The following is a 15,569-nucleotide window of genomic DNA, read 5'->3' on the forward strand; positions in this document are numbered from 1 at the left end:
CTGCGCGATCTGGCACAACCGGACCATCGGCGCACCCATCACCAGGTCACTGATCGCCTACGACCACTGAGCCACATCGGAACTACTCGTCTAGGCCTGTCGTCAGACGCTGTGAGCCCCGGCCGGGGTGGAGCGGAGGAACGCGGTGCCGTTCCATCGCCACTTGGCCGGGGTTTTCACGTCGGGGCAGCAACTGGGCACGTCGGACGAGGAGTAGCCGAGCAGGGTGGCGCTGACGGCACCCGCGCGCAGGGCGAAGTCGGTGACGGTGAGGCGGTCCTTGGGGTCGACGAGGGTGGCGACCACGCGGGCCTTGCCGCCGTCCGTGCCCCGGGTGAGGACGTAGACGCCGTCGGGCGGGGTGCCCATGGGGGCGTCGCAGTGCACGACCGCGACGGTTTCCGGTCTGCCGTCGCCGTCCAGGTCGCCGGCTCCCTGCTTCACCACCAGCGCCTTCACCGGTCCGCAGTCGAGGGGGAAGTCGACGCCCGTGGTGCTGGGTGGTGCGACGGCGGCGGGGGCCGACTTGGCCTCGGTGCCGGGGGCCGGTTGGGCGGCCGTGGCCGAACCGGGCTGGACGACGGAGGACAGGGCGATCACGCCGGCGACCGCGGTGGCCGTGGCGACCCAGTGGATGGGTCCGGCGTGCGTGTGGGCGAGCTCCGGAACGGCGGATTGCTGCACTAGGAGTGTCTCCTGTGAGGGCTGTGCCGGTGGGGGGGGTGGCCTGCATGGTGCCACACGTCACAGTGCGGGGGAACGGCGGGGTCGGTACGGGATTTTCGCCGGCGAAGTGCACACGCGCGCGTGGGGCCGTACACCTCCTGGTGCCGTGTCAACGCAAGGGCGCCGTGCCCGAGTTCCCCGGATCGTCCGGGAACTTGGGCACGGCGCCCTTGCGTTGTGCTCGGTGGGAGCGGGTCAGCGGCCGGAGCCGCCCTCGGCGTTGGGGCCGGCGTAGTCCTCGCCGTAGGCGCCCTTGGCGGGGCGGCGGCGGCGCATGGGCGGCTCGACGCCGTCCGCGAGGCGGCGGGCGGTGAGCAGGAAGCCGGTGTGGCCGATCATCCGGTGGTCCGGGCGGACGGCCAGGCCCTCGATGTGCCAGTTGCGGATCATCGTCTCCCAGGCGGTCGGCTCGTTGAAGCAGCCGATCTCCCGGATGGACTCGACGGTCCGGGCGAGCTGGGTGGTGGTGGCCACGTAGCAGCACAGGATGCCGCCGGGCACCAGCGCCTTGGAGACGGCCTCCAGGCATTCCCAGGGGGCGAGCATGTCGAGGATGACGCGGTCCACGTCGACGTCGGACAGGTTGTCCTGCAGGTCGCCGACGGTGAGCTGCCAGGCGGGGTGCGGGCCGCCGAAGTAGCGCTCCACGTTCTGCTGGGCGATCTCGGCGAAGTCCTCGCGGCGCTCGTAGGAGTGCAGCATGCCCTGGTCGCCGATGGCGCGCAGCAGGAAGCTGCTGAGCGAGCCGGAGCCGACACCGGCCTCCACGACGCGGGCGCCGGGGAAGATGTCGGCGAAGGCGAGGATCTGCCCCGCGTCCTTGGGGTAGACGACGGCTGCCCCGCGGGGCATGGACAGGACGTAGTCGGGGAGCAGGGGGCGCAGCGCGAGGTAGGCCACGTTGCCGGTGGTGCGGACAACGCTGCCCTCGGGAGCACCGATCAGTTCGTCGTGCGGGAAGGAGCCCTTGTGGGTGTGGAAGTTCTTCCCGGCTTCGAGCGTGAACGTGTAGTGGCGGCCCTTGGGGTCGGTCAGCTGAACCTGGTCCCCGACCTTGAAGGGCCCGCGCCTGCGGGCGGCACCGGTCGGTTCGGACATGTGACCAGCCTACCGGCACCTGAGGGGGCCGCCGACCACTAGGGCCTGTCCTAGGACGGCCTCGCCATGGCCTTCACGAAGGCGCGTTCGACGTCCGCGGCGGACAGGACGCCGTAGATCTCACCGCTCTCCTCGACCACCAGGTACTCGGTCGCCGGTGTGGCCCGCAGGACGTCCAGCAGCTCCTCCCCGGACAGCTCGGCGGAGACCCGCATGCCGTCGGTCAGCTCCTGGGCGAGGCCGCTGACGGCGACCCAGGGGCGGCGGTGCTCGGGTACGCCGACGATGGCGGCCTCGCGGACGAGGGAGAGGGGGTGTCCCTCGGCGTCGACGACGACCAGGGCGCGGGCACCGGCGGCGTTGGCGCGACGCAGGGCCTCGGAGAGCGGGGTGTCGGTCTGCACCGGTACGGCCCGCCGGGTCAGGGTGCGGGCCCGCAGCTCGGGGAGGTGCTCGCGCAGCCGGGCCATGCGCAGGCTGTTGCCGGCGCCGGTCCAGATGATCGCGGCGAGGATGGCGGCGAGCAGGGCGTCGGTGACGGTGTCCATGCCGCTGATCTCCTCGCTGCCGCCGCCGAGGGCACCGGACTGGTTGAGCAGCGGGAGACCGACCAGGACCGAGATGGCGAGGGCGCGGCCGACCCAGGCGGCGGCGACGGTGCCGCTCATGGGCTTGCCGGTGATCTTCCAGACGACGGCGCGGAGCATGCGGCCGCCGTCCAGGGGCAGGCCGGGCAGCAGGTTGAAGGCGGCGACGATGAGGTTGGAGATCATCAGGCCGGCCAGCAGGACGCCGGGGACGGTGTCGGGCTCCACCGGCTTCATCGCGAGGTAGAAGATCCCGGCGAGGACGAGCGAGAGCAGCGGCCCGACGAAGGCCAGGACGAACTCCCGGCCCGGGGTCTCGGCCTCCTTCTCGATCTCGGAGACGCCGCCGAAGAACTGGAGCTGGATGCGGCGGACCGGGAGCTTGAAGCGGATCGCGGCGACCGTGTGGGCCAGCTCGTGGACCAGCACGGAGGCGTAGAAGGCGACGGCGAAGAACAGGGACACCAGATAGCGGGCGGCGCCCAGTTCGGGCAGCACACGGTCCAGCTGGCCGCCGAAGACCCAGGTGATCAGCGCGGCGACCAGGAACCAGCTCGGCGCGACGTACACCGGCACGCCGAAGGGCCGGCCCATGAGCAGCCCGCCACCGGGTTCCCTGGCCGGCGGCTGGGGCGGCTCCCCCTTGGCGATCCCGGAGTGGGCGAGGGTCCGGTGCTCGCCGGACCCGGTGCGGGTGCCTGCGGCGGGCGTCTCTTCGCCGGCCCTGGTGTCCCCGGTGTCCCCGGCATTCTTGGCGTTCCCGGCGTTCTTGCCGGTCGTCGGGTGCGGGGGCTCGGTCGGGGTGTCTTCGGCGGTGTCGGGATCCGGGTGGGGGTCCCGGTCCGCGGGAGGCGGGGGCGTCGGGGCGTCGTGGGGCTCCGGCCCGGGGTGGTCGGTGGTTCCGGTCGTCGGGGCCGTAGGACCTGCGAGGTGCTCGGCCGGCTCGTCGTTGCCGGACCGCGGCTGCCCGCTCCCGCCGCTCACGTCCACGCTGTCCCCTCGTTCGAAGCGTCTTCCGCACCAACCGGGCGGAAGGGTCTGGGTCGATGGTATGCGGCCGTGGTGACGCGTTCCGCCCCGGCACCCCCTGTGTTTGCCCCGCCGTCGAGCGCCCGACGCGCCCGCGGCTGGGTCACTGTCAGTGCCGGGCCGTATGGTCTGGGGACATGGACAGCAGCAGCGAGGACGCGGGGGCACGGCCCGGCGCGGTCGAGGACTCAGGGACAGCCGGCTCCAGCGGTGGCGCCGCCGGGTCGGCGGGTGAGCGTGCCGCCATGGCGCCCACGTCGTTGTCCCCGTCGCGCGCCGGTGACTTCATGCAGTGTCCGCTGTTGTACCGGTTCCGGGTGATCGACCGGTTGCCGGAGAAGCCGAGCGAGGCGGCGACCCGGGGCACGCTGGTGCACGCCGTGCTGGAGCGGTTGTTCGACGCCCCCGCCGGGGAGCGGACCGCGCCGCGGGCCAAGGCGCTGATCCCGGGCCAGTGGGACCGGCTGCGGGAGAGCAGGCCCGAGCTCGGCGAGCTGTTCGCCGACGACCCCGAGGGTGAGCGGCTGGCCCGCTGGCTCGGCGAGGCCGAGCAGCTCGTGGAGCGCTGGTTCACGCTGGAGGACCCGTCCCGGCTGGAGCCCGCCGAGCGGGAGCTGTTCGTGGAGGCCGAGCTGGAGTCGGGTCTGCGGCTGCGCGGGATCATCGACCGGGTGGACGTGGCGCCCACGGGCGAGGTGCGGATCGTCGACTACAAGACGGGCAAGGCGCCGCGGCCGGAGTACGCCGAGGGCGCGCTGTTCCAGATGAAGTTCTACGCGCTCGTCGTGTGGCGGCTGAAGCAGGTGGTCCCGCGCCGGCTCCAGCTCGTCTATCTCGGCAGCGGGGACGTGCTGACGTACGACCCCGTCCTCGCCGACCTGGAGCGCGTGGAGCGCAAGCTGCTCGCCCTGTGGGAGGCCATCAGGCGGGCCACGGACACCGGGGAGTGGCGGCCCCGGCCGACCAAGCTGTGCGGCTGGTGCGACCACCAGGCGCACTGCCCGGAGTTCGGCGGCACTCCCCCGCCCTATCCGCTGCCCGTGAGGGCGCCTGAGTCGGAGGCCGTGCAGCAGGGCAGAATGGGCCGGGACTAGCGAAGGAGTGTCACGTGGCCATCCGCGTCCTACTGGTCGACGACCAGCCCCTGCTGCGTACCGGTTTCCGCATGATTCTGGAGGCCGAGCAGGACATCGCGGTCGTGGGCGAGGCCGGTGACGGCCTGCAGGCTCTCGACCAGGTGCGCGCCCTGCAGCCCGATGTCGTGCTCATGGACATCCGGATGCCGCGGATGGACGGGGTGGAGGCGACCCGGCAGATCTCCGGTCCGGGTCGGGACGGCCCGGCGAAGGTGCTCGTGCTGACCACGTTCGACCTCGACGAGTACGTGGTGGAGGCGCTGCGGGCCGGGGCGAGCGGCTTCCTGCTCAAGGACGCGCCCGCCGACGAGCTGGTGCAGGCGATCCGGGTCGTGGCGGCCGGCGAGGCCATGCTGGCGCCGAGCATCACCCGCCGTCTGCTGGACAAGTACGCCACGCACCTGCCCTCCGGCGAGGAGCCCGTGCCGGACACCCTGCACACCCTCACCGACCGCGAGGTGGAGGTGCTGAAGCTGGTGGCGCGCGGGCTGTCCAACGCCGAGATCGCCGCCGACCTGTTCGTCAGCGAGACCACGGTCAAGACGCACGTCGGGCACGTCCTGACCAAGCTGGGCCTGAGGGACCGGGTGCAGGCCGCGGTGTACGCGTACGAGAGCGGCCTGGTGCGGCCCGGCGCGCAGTAGCACGTACGGGCGGTACGGAAAAACGCCGAGGGCGCCCTCCCCCGCAGGGAAGGGCGCCCTTTCGCGCCGGGACCGGGGTCGTCAGCTCTTGCTCAGTTCCCAGAACCGGAACACCGTCGAGGCGTCCAGGCAGTACTCCAGGCCGTAGACGCCGTCGCGGACGAGCGCGTACTGCTTGGCCTGCCAGACCGGCAGCACGGGCAGCTCGTCGGCGACGATGTCCTGCAGCTTCCCGAAGTCCTTGTCGGTCGCGGTGCGGTCGCTCTGCGCGGCCGTGCCGGGGATGAGGGAGCCGGTGATGGTGTTGTTGCTGTAGTTGTTGCCCAGCACGTTGCCCTTGCCGAAGAAGGGGGCCGTGAAGTTGTCGGCGTCCGGGTAGTCCGGCACCCAGCCCTTCACGTACACGCCGTACTTGCCCTGGGCGATGTCCTTCTCGTACTGGTCGAAGCCGACGGACTTGACGTCGGCCTGGAACAGTCCGCTCGCGTTGAGCTGGCCGGCGATGGCCTTCAGCTCCTCGTCGGTGGCGGGGCCGTAACGGGACGGCGTGGACCACAGGGTGAGCTTCACCTTGCCGGTGATGCCGTCGGCGCGCAGCGCGGCGGCGGCCTTCTCCTTGGAGGGGCGGGCGCCATAGGTGTCGAAGAACGCCGTGTTGTGGCCCGCGATGCCCGCCGGGATGATCGAGTACAGCGGGGTGGCCGTGCCCTGGTAGACGTTCTTGACCAGGGCGTCGCGGTCGAGGAGGTAGGCCATGGCCTTGCGGACGCCGACCTTGCCGGCGACCGGGTCCTTCATGTTGAAGACCAGGTGCTGGACCTCGGCGCTGCTGCCCTCGATGACGTCGACGCCCTTCTTGCCGTCCTGCTGGTCGAGGTCGGCGATGTCGGTCGCGGACAGACCACGGTAGGCGATGTCCACGTCACCGCTTTCGAGGGCCGTCTTCAGGCCGGCCCGGTCGCCGTGGAAGAACTTCAGCGTGACGCCGGAGTTCTTGGCCTCGGCGGTGCCCTTGTAGTGGGAGTTGACGGAGAAGACCGCCTCGTCCTTGTCGAAGGAGTCCAGCTTGTAGGGCCCGGAGCCGACGGCCTTGTCGTCGGTGCGCAGGCCGTTCGCGTCGTACTGCTGGTGGTCGACGATGGAGCCGGCACCGGAGGCGATCTTGCTGGGGAAGGTGGCGTCGGGGACCTTGAGCCGGAAGACGACCGTCTTCGCGTCCGGTGCGTCGACCTTGTCGAGCATCGGGAACATGATCGCCGGGCCGGCGGAGTCGTTGATCTTCAGCATGCGGTCGAAGGAGAACTTCACGTCCTCGGAGGTGAGGTCGTCACCGTTGCTGAACGTCAGGCCGTCCTTCAGCTCGCACCTGTACACCATTGCCCGGGTGTCGGTGAAGGAGCACTGCTTCGCCGCCTCCGGCTCGGGCTCCGTGCCGCCCTTGGGGAAGCTGAGCAGCGACTGGAAGACGTTGTTGAACAACAGCCAGGAACCGGGGTCGTAACCGGAAGCCGGGTCCGTGGCGAGGACGTCGTCGGACATCCCCATCACCACGGAGGAGCCGGTACCCCCGGATGCACCGTCTTCCGTGCCGCAGCCGGTCAACAGGCCGGAGGCCAGCCCCGCCACGATGGGAAGAACTGGCCACTGGTTGCGCATGTTCACTGTGTGCCTTGTCGTCGGTTCGTCGATCCGAGGCCCCCGTTCCGTGCCCCGGACAAGAGAAGCGTCAGCCGCTCACACCGCGGCCGAGCTCCCACAACTGAAGCGTCGAGGAGGAGTTGAGGGCGTAGGAGACGCCCGTGATGTCGTTCCGTGCGGCGACGTACTGCTTGCCCTGCCACAGGGGCAGCACGGGGACGTCCTCGGCGACGATGTCCTGAATCTCGGTCAGGGTCTTGGTGGCGTTGAGCCGGTCGGCCTCGCGGCGGGACTCCGGGATCAGCTTGCGCTGGACCGTGCCGTTGGAGTACGGCGAGCTCAGGAAGTTGCCCTTGTCGAGGAAGGGCGCGACGAAGTTGTCGGCGTCCGGGAAGTCGGGGAACCAGCCCATGCCGTAGACGTCGTACTGGCCCTTCTTCTCGGCGGGCCGGAAGGACGCCCAGGGGTGGCCCTGGATGCTGACGTCGAACAGACCGCTGCCGCGCAGCTGCTGCTGCAGGATCTGGAACTCCTGCTTGGTGGCCGAGCCGTAGTGGTCGGTGGTGTAGTGCAGCGTCAGCTTCACCGGGGTGGTGATGCCGGCCTTGGCGAGCAGGTCCTTCGCCTTGCCGACGTTGGGGTCGCCGTACTTGTTGAAGAACGAGTTGGAGTGGCCGGTGAGGGTCGCCGGGACCAGCGAGTACAGCGGCTCGGCCTGGGTGCCGTAGACCTTGGAGACGAGTTCGCCGCGGTTGATGATCTGGGCCATGGCCTGGCGGACGGCCTTGCTCTTCACCGTCGGCGCGTCGGTGTTGAAGGCGAGGTAGCGGATCTCCAGGCCCGGCATGTCCACCAGGTCGACGTTCGCGTCCGAGCCGCTGTCCAGCTTGGTGATCTGCGCCGGGGACATGGCGCGGGTCATGACGTCGATGTCGCCCTTGTCGATCGCGGCGCCCATGGCGTCCGCGTCCTCGTAGGTGCGCAGCACGACCTCGCTGTTGTTCACCTGCACGCTGCCCTTGTAGGACGGGTTCTTGGTGAAGGTGCCGCTGACGATCGCGTTGTCCTTGACGTCGGCCTTGAAGGTGTACGGGCCGGAGCCGTCGACCTCGAAGCCGTCGCGCAGCTTGCGCCGGTCGTAGTCCTTGGGGTCGATGATGCCCGCGACCGGGGTGGACAGCTTGTACGGGAAGGTGGCGTCGGCCGTCTTGAGGTGGAAGATGACCTCGCGGTCGCCCTGGGTCTCGACCGTGTCGATGGTGTTCAGCAGGGCGGCGACACCGCTGTCGGCGTTGATGCGCAGGGCACGCTCGATGGAGTACTTGACGTCCTCGGCCGTGACCTTGTCGCCGCCCGCGAACGTCAGGCCGTCCCGCAGCTTGCAGGCGTAGCGCTCGTTGCCGCTGTCGGTGAAGGAGCAGCTCTCGGCCGCCTCCGGCACCGGCTCGCCCTCGCCCTTGGGCTGGGTCATCAGGGTCTGCACCGTCTGGCGCAGGATGTTCCAGGTGCCGACGTCGTAGGCGTAGGCGGGGTCGAGGGGGGCGGGCGCATCACTCGTGACGGTGAACCGGTCCGTGGTGCCGACGACGATGGCGTTCCCGCTCTTGCTCCCGCCGGCGGATCCGCCGCACGCGGCGAGAACCGGCGTGAGCAGGCCGGCGACTGCCGGAAGCACCAAAGTCTTGCGGTTCATGCGGGACTTTCTCCAGAGCTGTACGAATCCGTGTACCCGGCATGCAGGGGTGGCTGCGGCGGATCACGGGGGTTGCTGCGATGTTCTCGCGACGAGATTAGACCGCCCCCGCAGGAGGGTTCACAGCCGCGCGAGTTGAGACCCCATCACGCAGTGAAACCGGGTGTGGACAGACCGAAAACCCGACAGTGGCAGGTTTGGTGCAGCGTCCCATCAATCGGGACACAAGGGCACGCCCGATGACCCCGAACCGGGGTGATCGGCACACCTGGGCAACGTTGTCGAGCCCGTCACACGTGGGGAACGTCACACTTCCAACTGGGTTGGCGGTTACCGGAATTAGGTCGGGCGGCCCGCTTCGAATTCCACCCAGGTGTACTTCCCCGGAATTTTGTCCACCGCGTCCAATGGACTTTGACTCCCCCAAGCTCTGCGAGCAGGGGGTACCCCCAGTGAACGGCTAACACATTTCCGTCATGAGGCTGCACAGAAATGCCAGGTCGACCTCTTCCAGCGAACTCACGACCGTGCGCCCGTCGGTCTGGGCGATGGGCGCCACCGAGGGCACGGCGACCACCCGGCAGCCCGCGGCCTCCGCGGACTCGACGCCGGTCGCGGTGTCCTCGATCACCGCGCACCGGGCCGGATCGGCACCGAGCCCGGCGGCGGCGAGCAGATACGGGTCCGGGTACGGCTTGGTGCGCGACACCTCGTCGCCGGCCACGGTCAGGGCGAAGTGCTGGGGGCCGAGGGCGGCCAGCACGCGGTCGATGATGCGCCGATGGGAGGCGGAGACCAGGGCGGTCGGGATGTCGTGCTCGTACAGCTCGGCGAGCAGCCGGCCGGCGCCCGGCATCAGCGGCAGGGAGCGGCCGATGCGGTCCTCGAACCCGTCGTTGAGCAGCGTGGTCAGCTCGGCGAGGGTGATGTCGGCGCCGGTGGCCTCGATCAGGAATCCCGCGCTGCGGGTCATGGGGCCGCCGACCACGACATGGCGCCAGGTCTCGTCCAGGGTGTGGCCCAGGGCGGCGAAGACCTCGACCTCCACGTCCCACCAGAAGCCCTCGGTGTCCACCAGGGTGCCGTCCATGTCGAGGAGTACGGCCTGCAGGGCTGAGCCTTCGGCCGTACGGGTTCCGAGCGCGGGGACCGTACTGGTCATCCTGGCGCACCTCCTTGAGGGACGACCAGGCCGGTTCCCGGACAGGGAACCGGCCTGCGGTGGACCGACCAGTGTACGACTTATCCGATCAGTGTGCTGTGCGACGCGCCTCACCGGGCGTTGAAGTACTTCGCCTCCGGGTGGTGGATCACGATCGCGTCGGTGGACTGCTCGGGGTGGAGCTGGAACTCCTCGGACAGGTGGACGCCGATCCGCTCGGGCTGCAGCAGTTCGGCGATCTTGGCGCGGTCCTCCAGGTCGGGGCAGGCGCCGTAGCCGAGGGAGAAGCGGGCGCCCCGGTACTTCAGGGCGAACATGTCTTCGATATCGGCCGGGTCCTCGCCGGCGAAGCCGAGTTCGGAGCGGACGCGGGCGTGCCAGTACTCGGCCAGCGCCTCCGCCAACTGCACGGACAGGCCGTGCAGTTCGAGGTAGTCGCGGTAGGAGTTCGACTCGAAGAGCTTCGCCGTCTCCTCGCCGATGCGGGAGCCGACGGTGACCACCTGGAGGCCGACGACGTCCGTCTCCCCGGACTCCTCCGGGCGGAAGAAGTCGGCGAGGCACAGCCGGCGGCCGCGGCGCTGGCGCGGGAACGTGAACCGGGTGCGCTCGTTGCCCCGCTCGTCCAGGATGATCAGGTCGTCGTCCTTGGAGACGCACGGGAAGTAGCCGTAGACCACGGCCGCCTCCAGCAGGTTCTCCGTCTGGAGCCGGTCGAGCAGGCCGCGCAGGCGGGGGCGGCCCTCGGTCTCCGCCAGTTCCTCGTACGTCGGACCGTCCCCGGTGCGGGCCTGCTTCAGCCCCCACTGGCCCTTGAACAGTGCGCCCTCGTCCAGCCAGCTCGCGTACTCCTTGAGCTGGATGCCCTTGATGACGCGGGTGTCCCAGAACGGCGGGGTCGGCACCGGGTTGTCGGTGGCGACGTCGGAGCGGACGTGCCCCTCCTCGGGGCGCTCCTCGACCTGGACGGCGGCCGTCGCGCGGACGCGGCGCTGCCTCAGCTCGGGCAGCTGTGCGCCGGGCACGCCCCGCTTGACGCCGATCAGGGCGTCCATCAGGTGCAGGCCCTCGAAGGCGTCGCGGGCGTAGCGGACCTCGCCCTCGTAGATCTCGTGCAGATCCTGCTCGACGTAGGCGCGGGTGAGGGCGGCGCCGCCGAGGATGACCGGGAAGCGGGCGGCGAGACCGCGCTGGTTCAGCTCCTCCAGGTTCTCCTTCATGATCACCGTGGACTTCACCAGGAGGCCGGACATGCCGATGACGTCGGCCCGGTGCTCCTCGGCGGCTTCCAGGATCGCGGAGACCGGCTGCTTGATGCCCAGGTTGACGACGTTGTAGCCGTTGTTGGACAGGATGATGTCGACGAGGTTCTTGCCGATGTCGTGCACGTCGCCGCGCACGGTGGCGAGGACGATGGTGCCCTTGCCCTCGGCGTCCGACTTCTCCATGTGCGGTTCGAGGTAGGCGACGGCCGTCTTCATGACCTCGGCGGACTGGAGCACGAACGGCAGCTGCATCTGGCCGGAGCCGAACAGTTCGCCGACGACCTTCATGCCGTCCAGGAGAGTGTCGTTGACGATGTCCAGGGCGGGGCGGGTCTCCAGGGCCGCGTCGAGGTCGGCCTCCAGGCCATTGCGCTCGCCGTCGATGATGCGGCGCTTGAGGCGCTCCTCCAGCGGGAGGGCGGCCAGTTCCTCGGCCTTGCCCGCCTTCAGGGACTTCGCGGTGGCGCCCTCGAAGAGCTGCATGAGCTTCTGGAGGGGGTCGTAGCCCTCACTGCGGCGGTCGTAGATCAGGTCGAGGGCGGTCTGGACCTGCTCCTCGTCGAAGCGGGCGATCGGCAGGATCTTGGAGGCGTGCACGATCGCCGAGTCCAGGCCCGCCTTGACGCACTCGTCCAGGAAGACGGAGTTCAGCAGGATGCGGGCGGCCGGGTTGAGGCCGAAGGAGATGTTCGACAGGCCCAGCGTGGTCTGTACCGCCGGGTGCCGCCTCTTCAGCTCGCGGATCGCCTCGATGGTGGCGATGCCGTCCTTGCGGGACTCCTCCTGGCCGGTGCAGATGGTGAAGGTCAGAGTGTCGACGAGGATGTCCTCCTCGCGGATGCCCCAGTTCCCGCTGAGGTCGTCGATCAGCCGCTCGGCGATCTCGACCTTCTTCTCGGGGGTGCGGGCCTGGCCCTCCTCGTCGATGGTCAGCGCGATCAGGGCGGCGCCGTGCTCCTGGGCCAGCCGGGTGACCTTGGCGAAGCGGGAGTCGGGGCCGTCGCCGTCCTCGTAGTTGACCGAGTTGATCACCGCGCGGCCGCCGAGCCTCTCCAGGCCCGCCCGGATGACGTCGACCTCGGTGGAGTCGAGGACGATCGGCAGGGTGGACGCGGTGGCGAAGCGGCCGGCCAGTTCCTCCATGTCGGCGACGCCGTCGCGGCCGACATAGTCCACGCACAGGTCGAGCATGTGCGCGCCCTCGCGGATCTGCTCGCGCGCCATCTCCACGCAGTCGTCCCAGCGGGCGCCCAGCATGGCCTCGCGGAACTTCTTGGAGCCGTTGGCGTTGGTGCGCTCGCCGATGGCCAGGTAGGAGGTGTCCTGGCGGAACGGCACGGTCTGGTAGAGGGAGGCGGCGCCGGGCTCGGGCTGCGGCTGCCGCTCGGTCGGGGTGAGGCCCCGGACGCGCTCGACGACCTGGCGCAGGTGCTCCGGGGTGGTGCCGCAGCAGCCGCCGACCAGCGAGAGGCCGTACTCGCGGACGAAGGTTTCCTGGGCGTCGGCCAGTTCCGGCGCGGTCAGCGGGTAGTGGGCGCCGTCCTTGCCGAGGACCGGCAGGCCCGCGTTGGGCATGCAGGACAGCGGGATACGGGCGTTGCGGGCGAGGTAGCGCAGGTGCTCGCTCATCTCGGCCGGGCCGGTGGCGCAGTTCAGGCCGATCATGTCGATGCCGAGCGGCTCCAGCGCGGTGAGGGCCGCGCCGATCTCGGAGCCGAGCAGCATGGTGCCGGTGGTCTCGACGGTCACGGACACGATCACCGGCACGTCCAGGCCGAGGGCGGTGAGGCCCCGGCGGGCGCCGAGGACGGCGGCCTTGGTCTGCAGCAGGTCCTGGGTGGTCTCCACGAGCAGGGCGTCGGCGCCGCCGGTGATCAGGCCCTCGGCGTTGCGCTGGTAGGCGTCGCGCAGGGTGGTGTAGGGGGCGTGGCCGAGGGTGGGCAGCTTGGTGCCGGGGCCGATGGAGCCGAGGACCCAGCGGGGCCTGCCGTCCTTGGCTGTGAACTCGTCGGCGACCTCGCGGGCCACGCGGGCGCCGGCCTCGGACAGCTCGTGGACGCGGCCCGGGATGTCGTACTCGGCGAGCGCGGAGTGGTTGGCACCGAAGGTGTTGGTCTCGACGCAGTCGACGCCCACGGCGAAGTACGCCTCGTGGACGGAGCGGACGATGTCGGGGCGGGTGAGGTTGAGAATCTCGTTGCAGCCCTCGAGGTCCTGGAAGTCCTCGAGCGTCGGTTCCTGGGCCTGGAGCATCGTGCCCATGGCTCCGTCGGCGACCACCACACGGGTGGCGAGTGCTTCGCGGAGCGCGGACGCACGGGTCCGGCTGTCGGCGGAAGGGGTCGTTGGCAACGAGGCCATGAAGGGGCTCCCTGGGGTGCGACGGCTGTCGGCTATGCGCCTTCCCCGGACATTGCTGGGCAAGGGCACGGCGTCAGAGTAACCGGCAGTGGGCTTGGATGGGCAGCGGCGTCCACGAGGCGGACTCGGGTGGCGGACCCTCGGATGGCCGCGGCGCCGCTTGCAGGCGACGGGAGATGTAACAGGTGTCGGTCGACCATTAGCGGGAGGCCGTCATGGACCGGTAGTGTTCGACATTGCCGAACGGTGTCTTCGATGCTGTTCGGGAATGGTCGAAGGGGACGGAGGGCAGGACGGCGATGGCACGGAACATCCAGTCGCTCGAACGGGCGGCCGCGATGCTGCGGCTGCTCGCGGGCGGCGAACGACGGCTCGGTCTGTCGGACATCGCCTCGTCGCTGGGCCTCGCCAAGGGCACCGCCCACGGCATCCTGCGCACCCTCCAGCAGGAGGGCTTCGTCGAACAGGACGACGCCTCCGGGCGCTACCAACTGGGCGCCGAGCTGCTGCGCCTGGGCACCACCTATCTCGACGTGCACGAGCTGCGGGCGCGCGCCCTGGTGTGGACCGACGACCTGGCCCGGGCCAGCGGGGAGAGCGTGTACCTGGGCGTCCTGCACCAGCAGGGCGTACTGATCGTGCACCACGTCTTCCGGCCCGACGACAGCCGGCAGGTGCTGGAGATAGGGGCCATGCAGCCGCTGCACTCCACGGCACTGGGCAAGGTGCTGTCGGCGTACGACCCGGTGGCGCACAGCGAGGCCATGGAGGCCGACCGCAAACCCTTCACCGACCGCACGGTGTGCGAGCAGGCGGACTTCGAGCACATCCTCGACATCACGCGCGCGCGTGGGTACGCGGCGGACGTGGAGGAGACCTGGGAGGGCGTGGCCTCGGTCGCCGCGCCCATCCACGACCGGCGCCGGATGCCCGTGGGCGCCGTCGGCATCACGGGCGCCGTGGAACGGCTCGGCCGGGACGGCGAACTGCGCCCCGAACTGATCGCGGCGGTACGGGACTGCGCCCGCGCGGTCTCCCGCGACCTGGGCGCGGGGCGGTTCTGAGCAGCCGGGCGATGCGCCGCTGACCAGCGGATGACCCACCGGGGACGACCGGGACGCTAGGCGGCGTTCCGGTTCTCGCCATACCCTGAAGTGGACATATAGGGCGAGAAGGTACGTCAGCGCACGAAGAGCGATAACCGGCAGCGATCAATAACGATCCTGTTTTCGATAACAGAACCCTTGACGCATACGTAACGCCGAAGCAAGACTCCCGTCCATCGGTCGGCATTGTCGAACACCTACCGGCAATACGCGCTAGAGTGTGACAACGCCAAGGGCCGGAACATCGCTCTCACCCCCGAGGGCGCCAGAACCCCCGGCGGGACCCGGGGTTCGGCTTCCCTGGACGAAGGACAAAGGAGTCGCGGGTGTCCAGCTCCGACATCTTCATCGGCGAGACCATCGGTACCGCCATACTCATCCTGCTCGGTGGCGGCGTCTGCGCCGCCGTGACGCTGAAGGCCTCCAAGGCCCGTAACGCCGGTTGGCTCGCCATCACCTTCGGGTGGGGTTTCGCCGTACTGACGGCCGTTTACACCTCGGCGCCGCTCTCCGGCGCCCACCTGAATCCGGCCGTGACGCTCGCGCTCGCGATCAAGGACAAGGACTTCAGCAACCTGCCCGTCTACTGGGGCGGCCAGCTGCTCGGCGCCATGATCGGTGCCACCCTGGTCTGGGTCGCCTACTACGGTCAGTTCCACGCGCACCTCACCGACAAGGAGATCGTCGGCGGTCCGGGTGCACAGGCCACGGCGGCCAAGGCCGTCGAGGCGCAGGAGACGGGCGCCGGCCCGGTCCTGGGCGTCTTCTCCACCGGTCCCGAGATCCGGAACGCGGTGCAGAACCTCCTCACCGAGATCATCGGCACCGTGGTGCTGGTGCTCGCCGTCCTCACACAGGGCCTGAACGACAAGGGCAACGGCCTCGGCACCCTGGGTGCCCTGATCACCGCCTTCGTGGTCGTCGGCATCGGCCTCTCGCTCGGCGGTCCGACCGGCTACGCGATCAACCCGGCCCGTGACCTCGGCCCGCGCATCGTGCACGCCCTCCTGCCCCTGCCCAACAAGGGCGGCTCCGACTGGAGCTACGCCTGGATCCCGGTGGTCGGTCCGCTGATCGGCGCCGCCATCGCTGCAGGCATCTACAACGTCGCCTTTGCTTAAGAA

General features: G+C 69.9%; 11 protein-coding genes. 4 read left to right on the forward strand and 7 right to left on the reverse strand.

The window, feature by feature from the left end; translation table 11 throughout:
• Positions 1 to 102 precede the first annotated feature (102 nt).
• The 3 genes from ACFYZZ_RS40670 to ACFYZZ_RS40680 form a co-directional block, all read right to left on the reverse strand.
• Complete coding sequence (locus ACFYZZ_RS40670) at positions 103 to 684, reverse strand: hypothetical protein (protein ID WP_389187635.1); 582 nt, start codon at positions 682 to 684, stop codon at positions 103 to 105.
• Positions 685 to 921: 237 nt separating this feature from the next.
• The gene (locus ACFYZZ_RS40675) at positions 922 to 1,824 is read right to left on the reverse strand and encodes a tRNA (adenine-N1)-methyltransferase (RefSeq protein WP_386574700.1); all 903 of its coding nucleotides are present in this window, start codon (positions 1,822 to 1,824) and stop codon (positions 922 to 924) included.
• A gap of 50 nt (positions 1,825 to 1,874) precedes the next feature.
• Positions 1,875 to 3,401 carry a site-2 protease family protein gene (locus ACFYZZ_RS40680; RefSeq protein WP_389187638.1) on the reverse strand — a complete coding sequence of 509 codons (1,527 nt, stop codon included), beginning with the start codon at positions 3,399 to 3,401 and terminating at the stop codon, positions 1,875 to 1,877.
• A 176-nt stretch (positions 3,402 to 3,577) separates the two neighbouring features.
• Here ACFYZZ_RS40680 and ACFYZZ_RS40685 point away from each other — a divergent pair, with 176 nt between their 5' ends.
• Positions 3,578 to 4,534, forward strand: coding sequence for a RecB family exonuclease (locus ACFYZZ_RS40685; RefSeq protein WP_389187641.1), 957 nt, complete (start codon positions 3,578 to 3,580; stop codon positions 4,532 to 4,534).
• A gap of 14 nt (positions 4,535 to 4,548) precedes the next feature.
• Positions 4,549 to 5,220, forward strand: coding sequence for a response regulator (locus tag ACFYZZ_RS40690; RefSeq protein ID WP_381666685.1), 672 nt, complete (start codon positions 4,549 to 4,551; stop codon positions 5,218 to 5,220).
• Positions 5,221 to 5,301: 81 nt separating this feature from the next.
• Here the strand turns inward: ACFYZZ_RS40690 and ACFYZZ_RS40695 are convergent, their stop codons facing one another.
• The 4 genes from ACFYZZ_RS40695 to metH all read right to left on the reverse strand — a co-directional run bounded on the left by ACFYZZ_RS40695 (position 5,302) and on the right by metH (position 13,339).
• Complete coding sequence (locus tag ACFYZZ_RS40695) at positions 5,302 to 6,882, reverse strand: ABC transporter substrate-binding protein (protein ID WP_389187645.1); 1,581 nt, start codon at positions 6,880 to 6,882, stop codon at positions 5,302 to 5,304.
• 64 nt (positions 6,883 to 6,946) lie between these two features.
• Positions 6,947 to 8,551 carry an ABC transporter substrate-binding protein gene (locus ACFYZZ_RS40700; RefSeq protein WP_389187648.1) on the reverse strand — a complete coding sequence of 535 codons (1,605 nt, stop codon included), beginning with the start codon at positions 8,549 to 8,551 and terminating at the stop codon, positions 6,947 to 6,949.
• 460 nt (positions 8,552 to 9,011) lie between these two features.
• Entirely contained in the window at positions 9,012 to 9,713 is a 702-nt protein-coding gene (locus ACFYZZ_RS40705) for an HAD family hydrolase (protein ID WP_389187652.1), read from the reverse strand.
• A gap of 110 nt (positions 9,714 to 9,823) precedes the next feature.
• Positions 9,824 to 13,339, reverse strand: coding sequence for a methionine synthase (gene metH / locus ACFYZZ_RS40710; protein WP_389187656.1), 3,516 nt, complete (start codon positions 13,337 to 13,339; stop codon positions 9,824 to 9,826).
• A gap of 299 nt (positions 13,340 to 13,638) precedes the next feature.
• On the opposite strand from metH, the gene ACFYZZ_RS40715 reads away from it, so the two are divergent.
• Together ACFYZZ_RS40715 and ACFYZZ_RS40720 are read left to right on the forward strand one after the other, a co-directional pair.
• Positions 13,639 to 14,403 (forward strand): IclR family transcriptional regulator, encoded by a 765-nt coding sequence (locus ACFYZZ_RS40715; protein WP_386574692.1) that lies wholly within the window; start codon positions 13,639 to 13,641, stop codon positions 14,401 to 14,403.
• A gap of 368 nt (positions 14,404 to 14,771) precedes the next feature.
• Positions 14,772 to 15,566 (forward strand): MIP/aquaporin family protein, encoded by a 795-nt coding sequence (locus ACFYZZ_RS40720; RefSeq protein ID WP_386574691.1) that lies wholly within the window; start codon positions 14,772 to 14,774, stop codon positions 15,564 to 15,566.
• The last annotated feature ends 3 nt before the right edge of the window (positions 15,567 to 15,569 follow it).

Source organism: Streptomyces sp. NPDC001816, from assembly GCF_042892235.1.
Classification (GTDB): Bacteria; Actinomycetota; Actinomycetes; order Streptomycetales; family Streptomycetaceae; genus Streptomyces.

Excerpts from the sequence above, each read along its gene's own strand:
- ACFYZZ_RS40675 (WP_386574700.1), bottom strand. The coding sequence starts at position 1,824 with ATGTCCGAACCGACCGGTGCCGCCCGCAGGCGCGGGCCCTTCAAGGTC.
- ACFYZZ_RS40685 (WP_389187641.1), top strand. The coding sequence starts at position 3,578 with ATGGACAGCAGCAGCGAGGACGCGGGGGCACGGCCCGGCGCGGTCGAG.
- ACFYZZ_RS40700 (WP_389187648.1), bottom strand. The coding sequence starts at position 8,551 with ATGAACCGCAAGACTTTGGTGCTTCCGGCAGTCGCCGGCCTGCTCACG.
- ACFYZZ_RS40705 (WP_389187652.1), bottom strand. The coding sequence starts at position 9,713 with ATGACCAGTACGGTCCCCGCGCTCGGAACCCGTACGGCCGAAGGCTCA.
- metH (WP_389187656.1), bottom strand. The coding sequence starts at position 13,339 with ATGGCCTCGTTGCCAACGACCCCTTCCGCCGACAGCCGGACCCGTGCG.
- ACFYZZ_RS40715 (WP_386574692.1), top strand. The coding sequence starts at position 13,639 with ATGGCACGGAACATCCAGTCGCTCGAACGGGCGGCCGCGATGCTGCGG.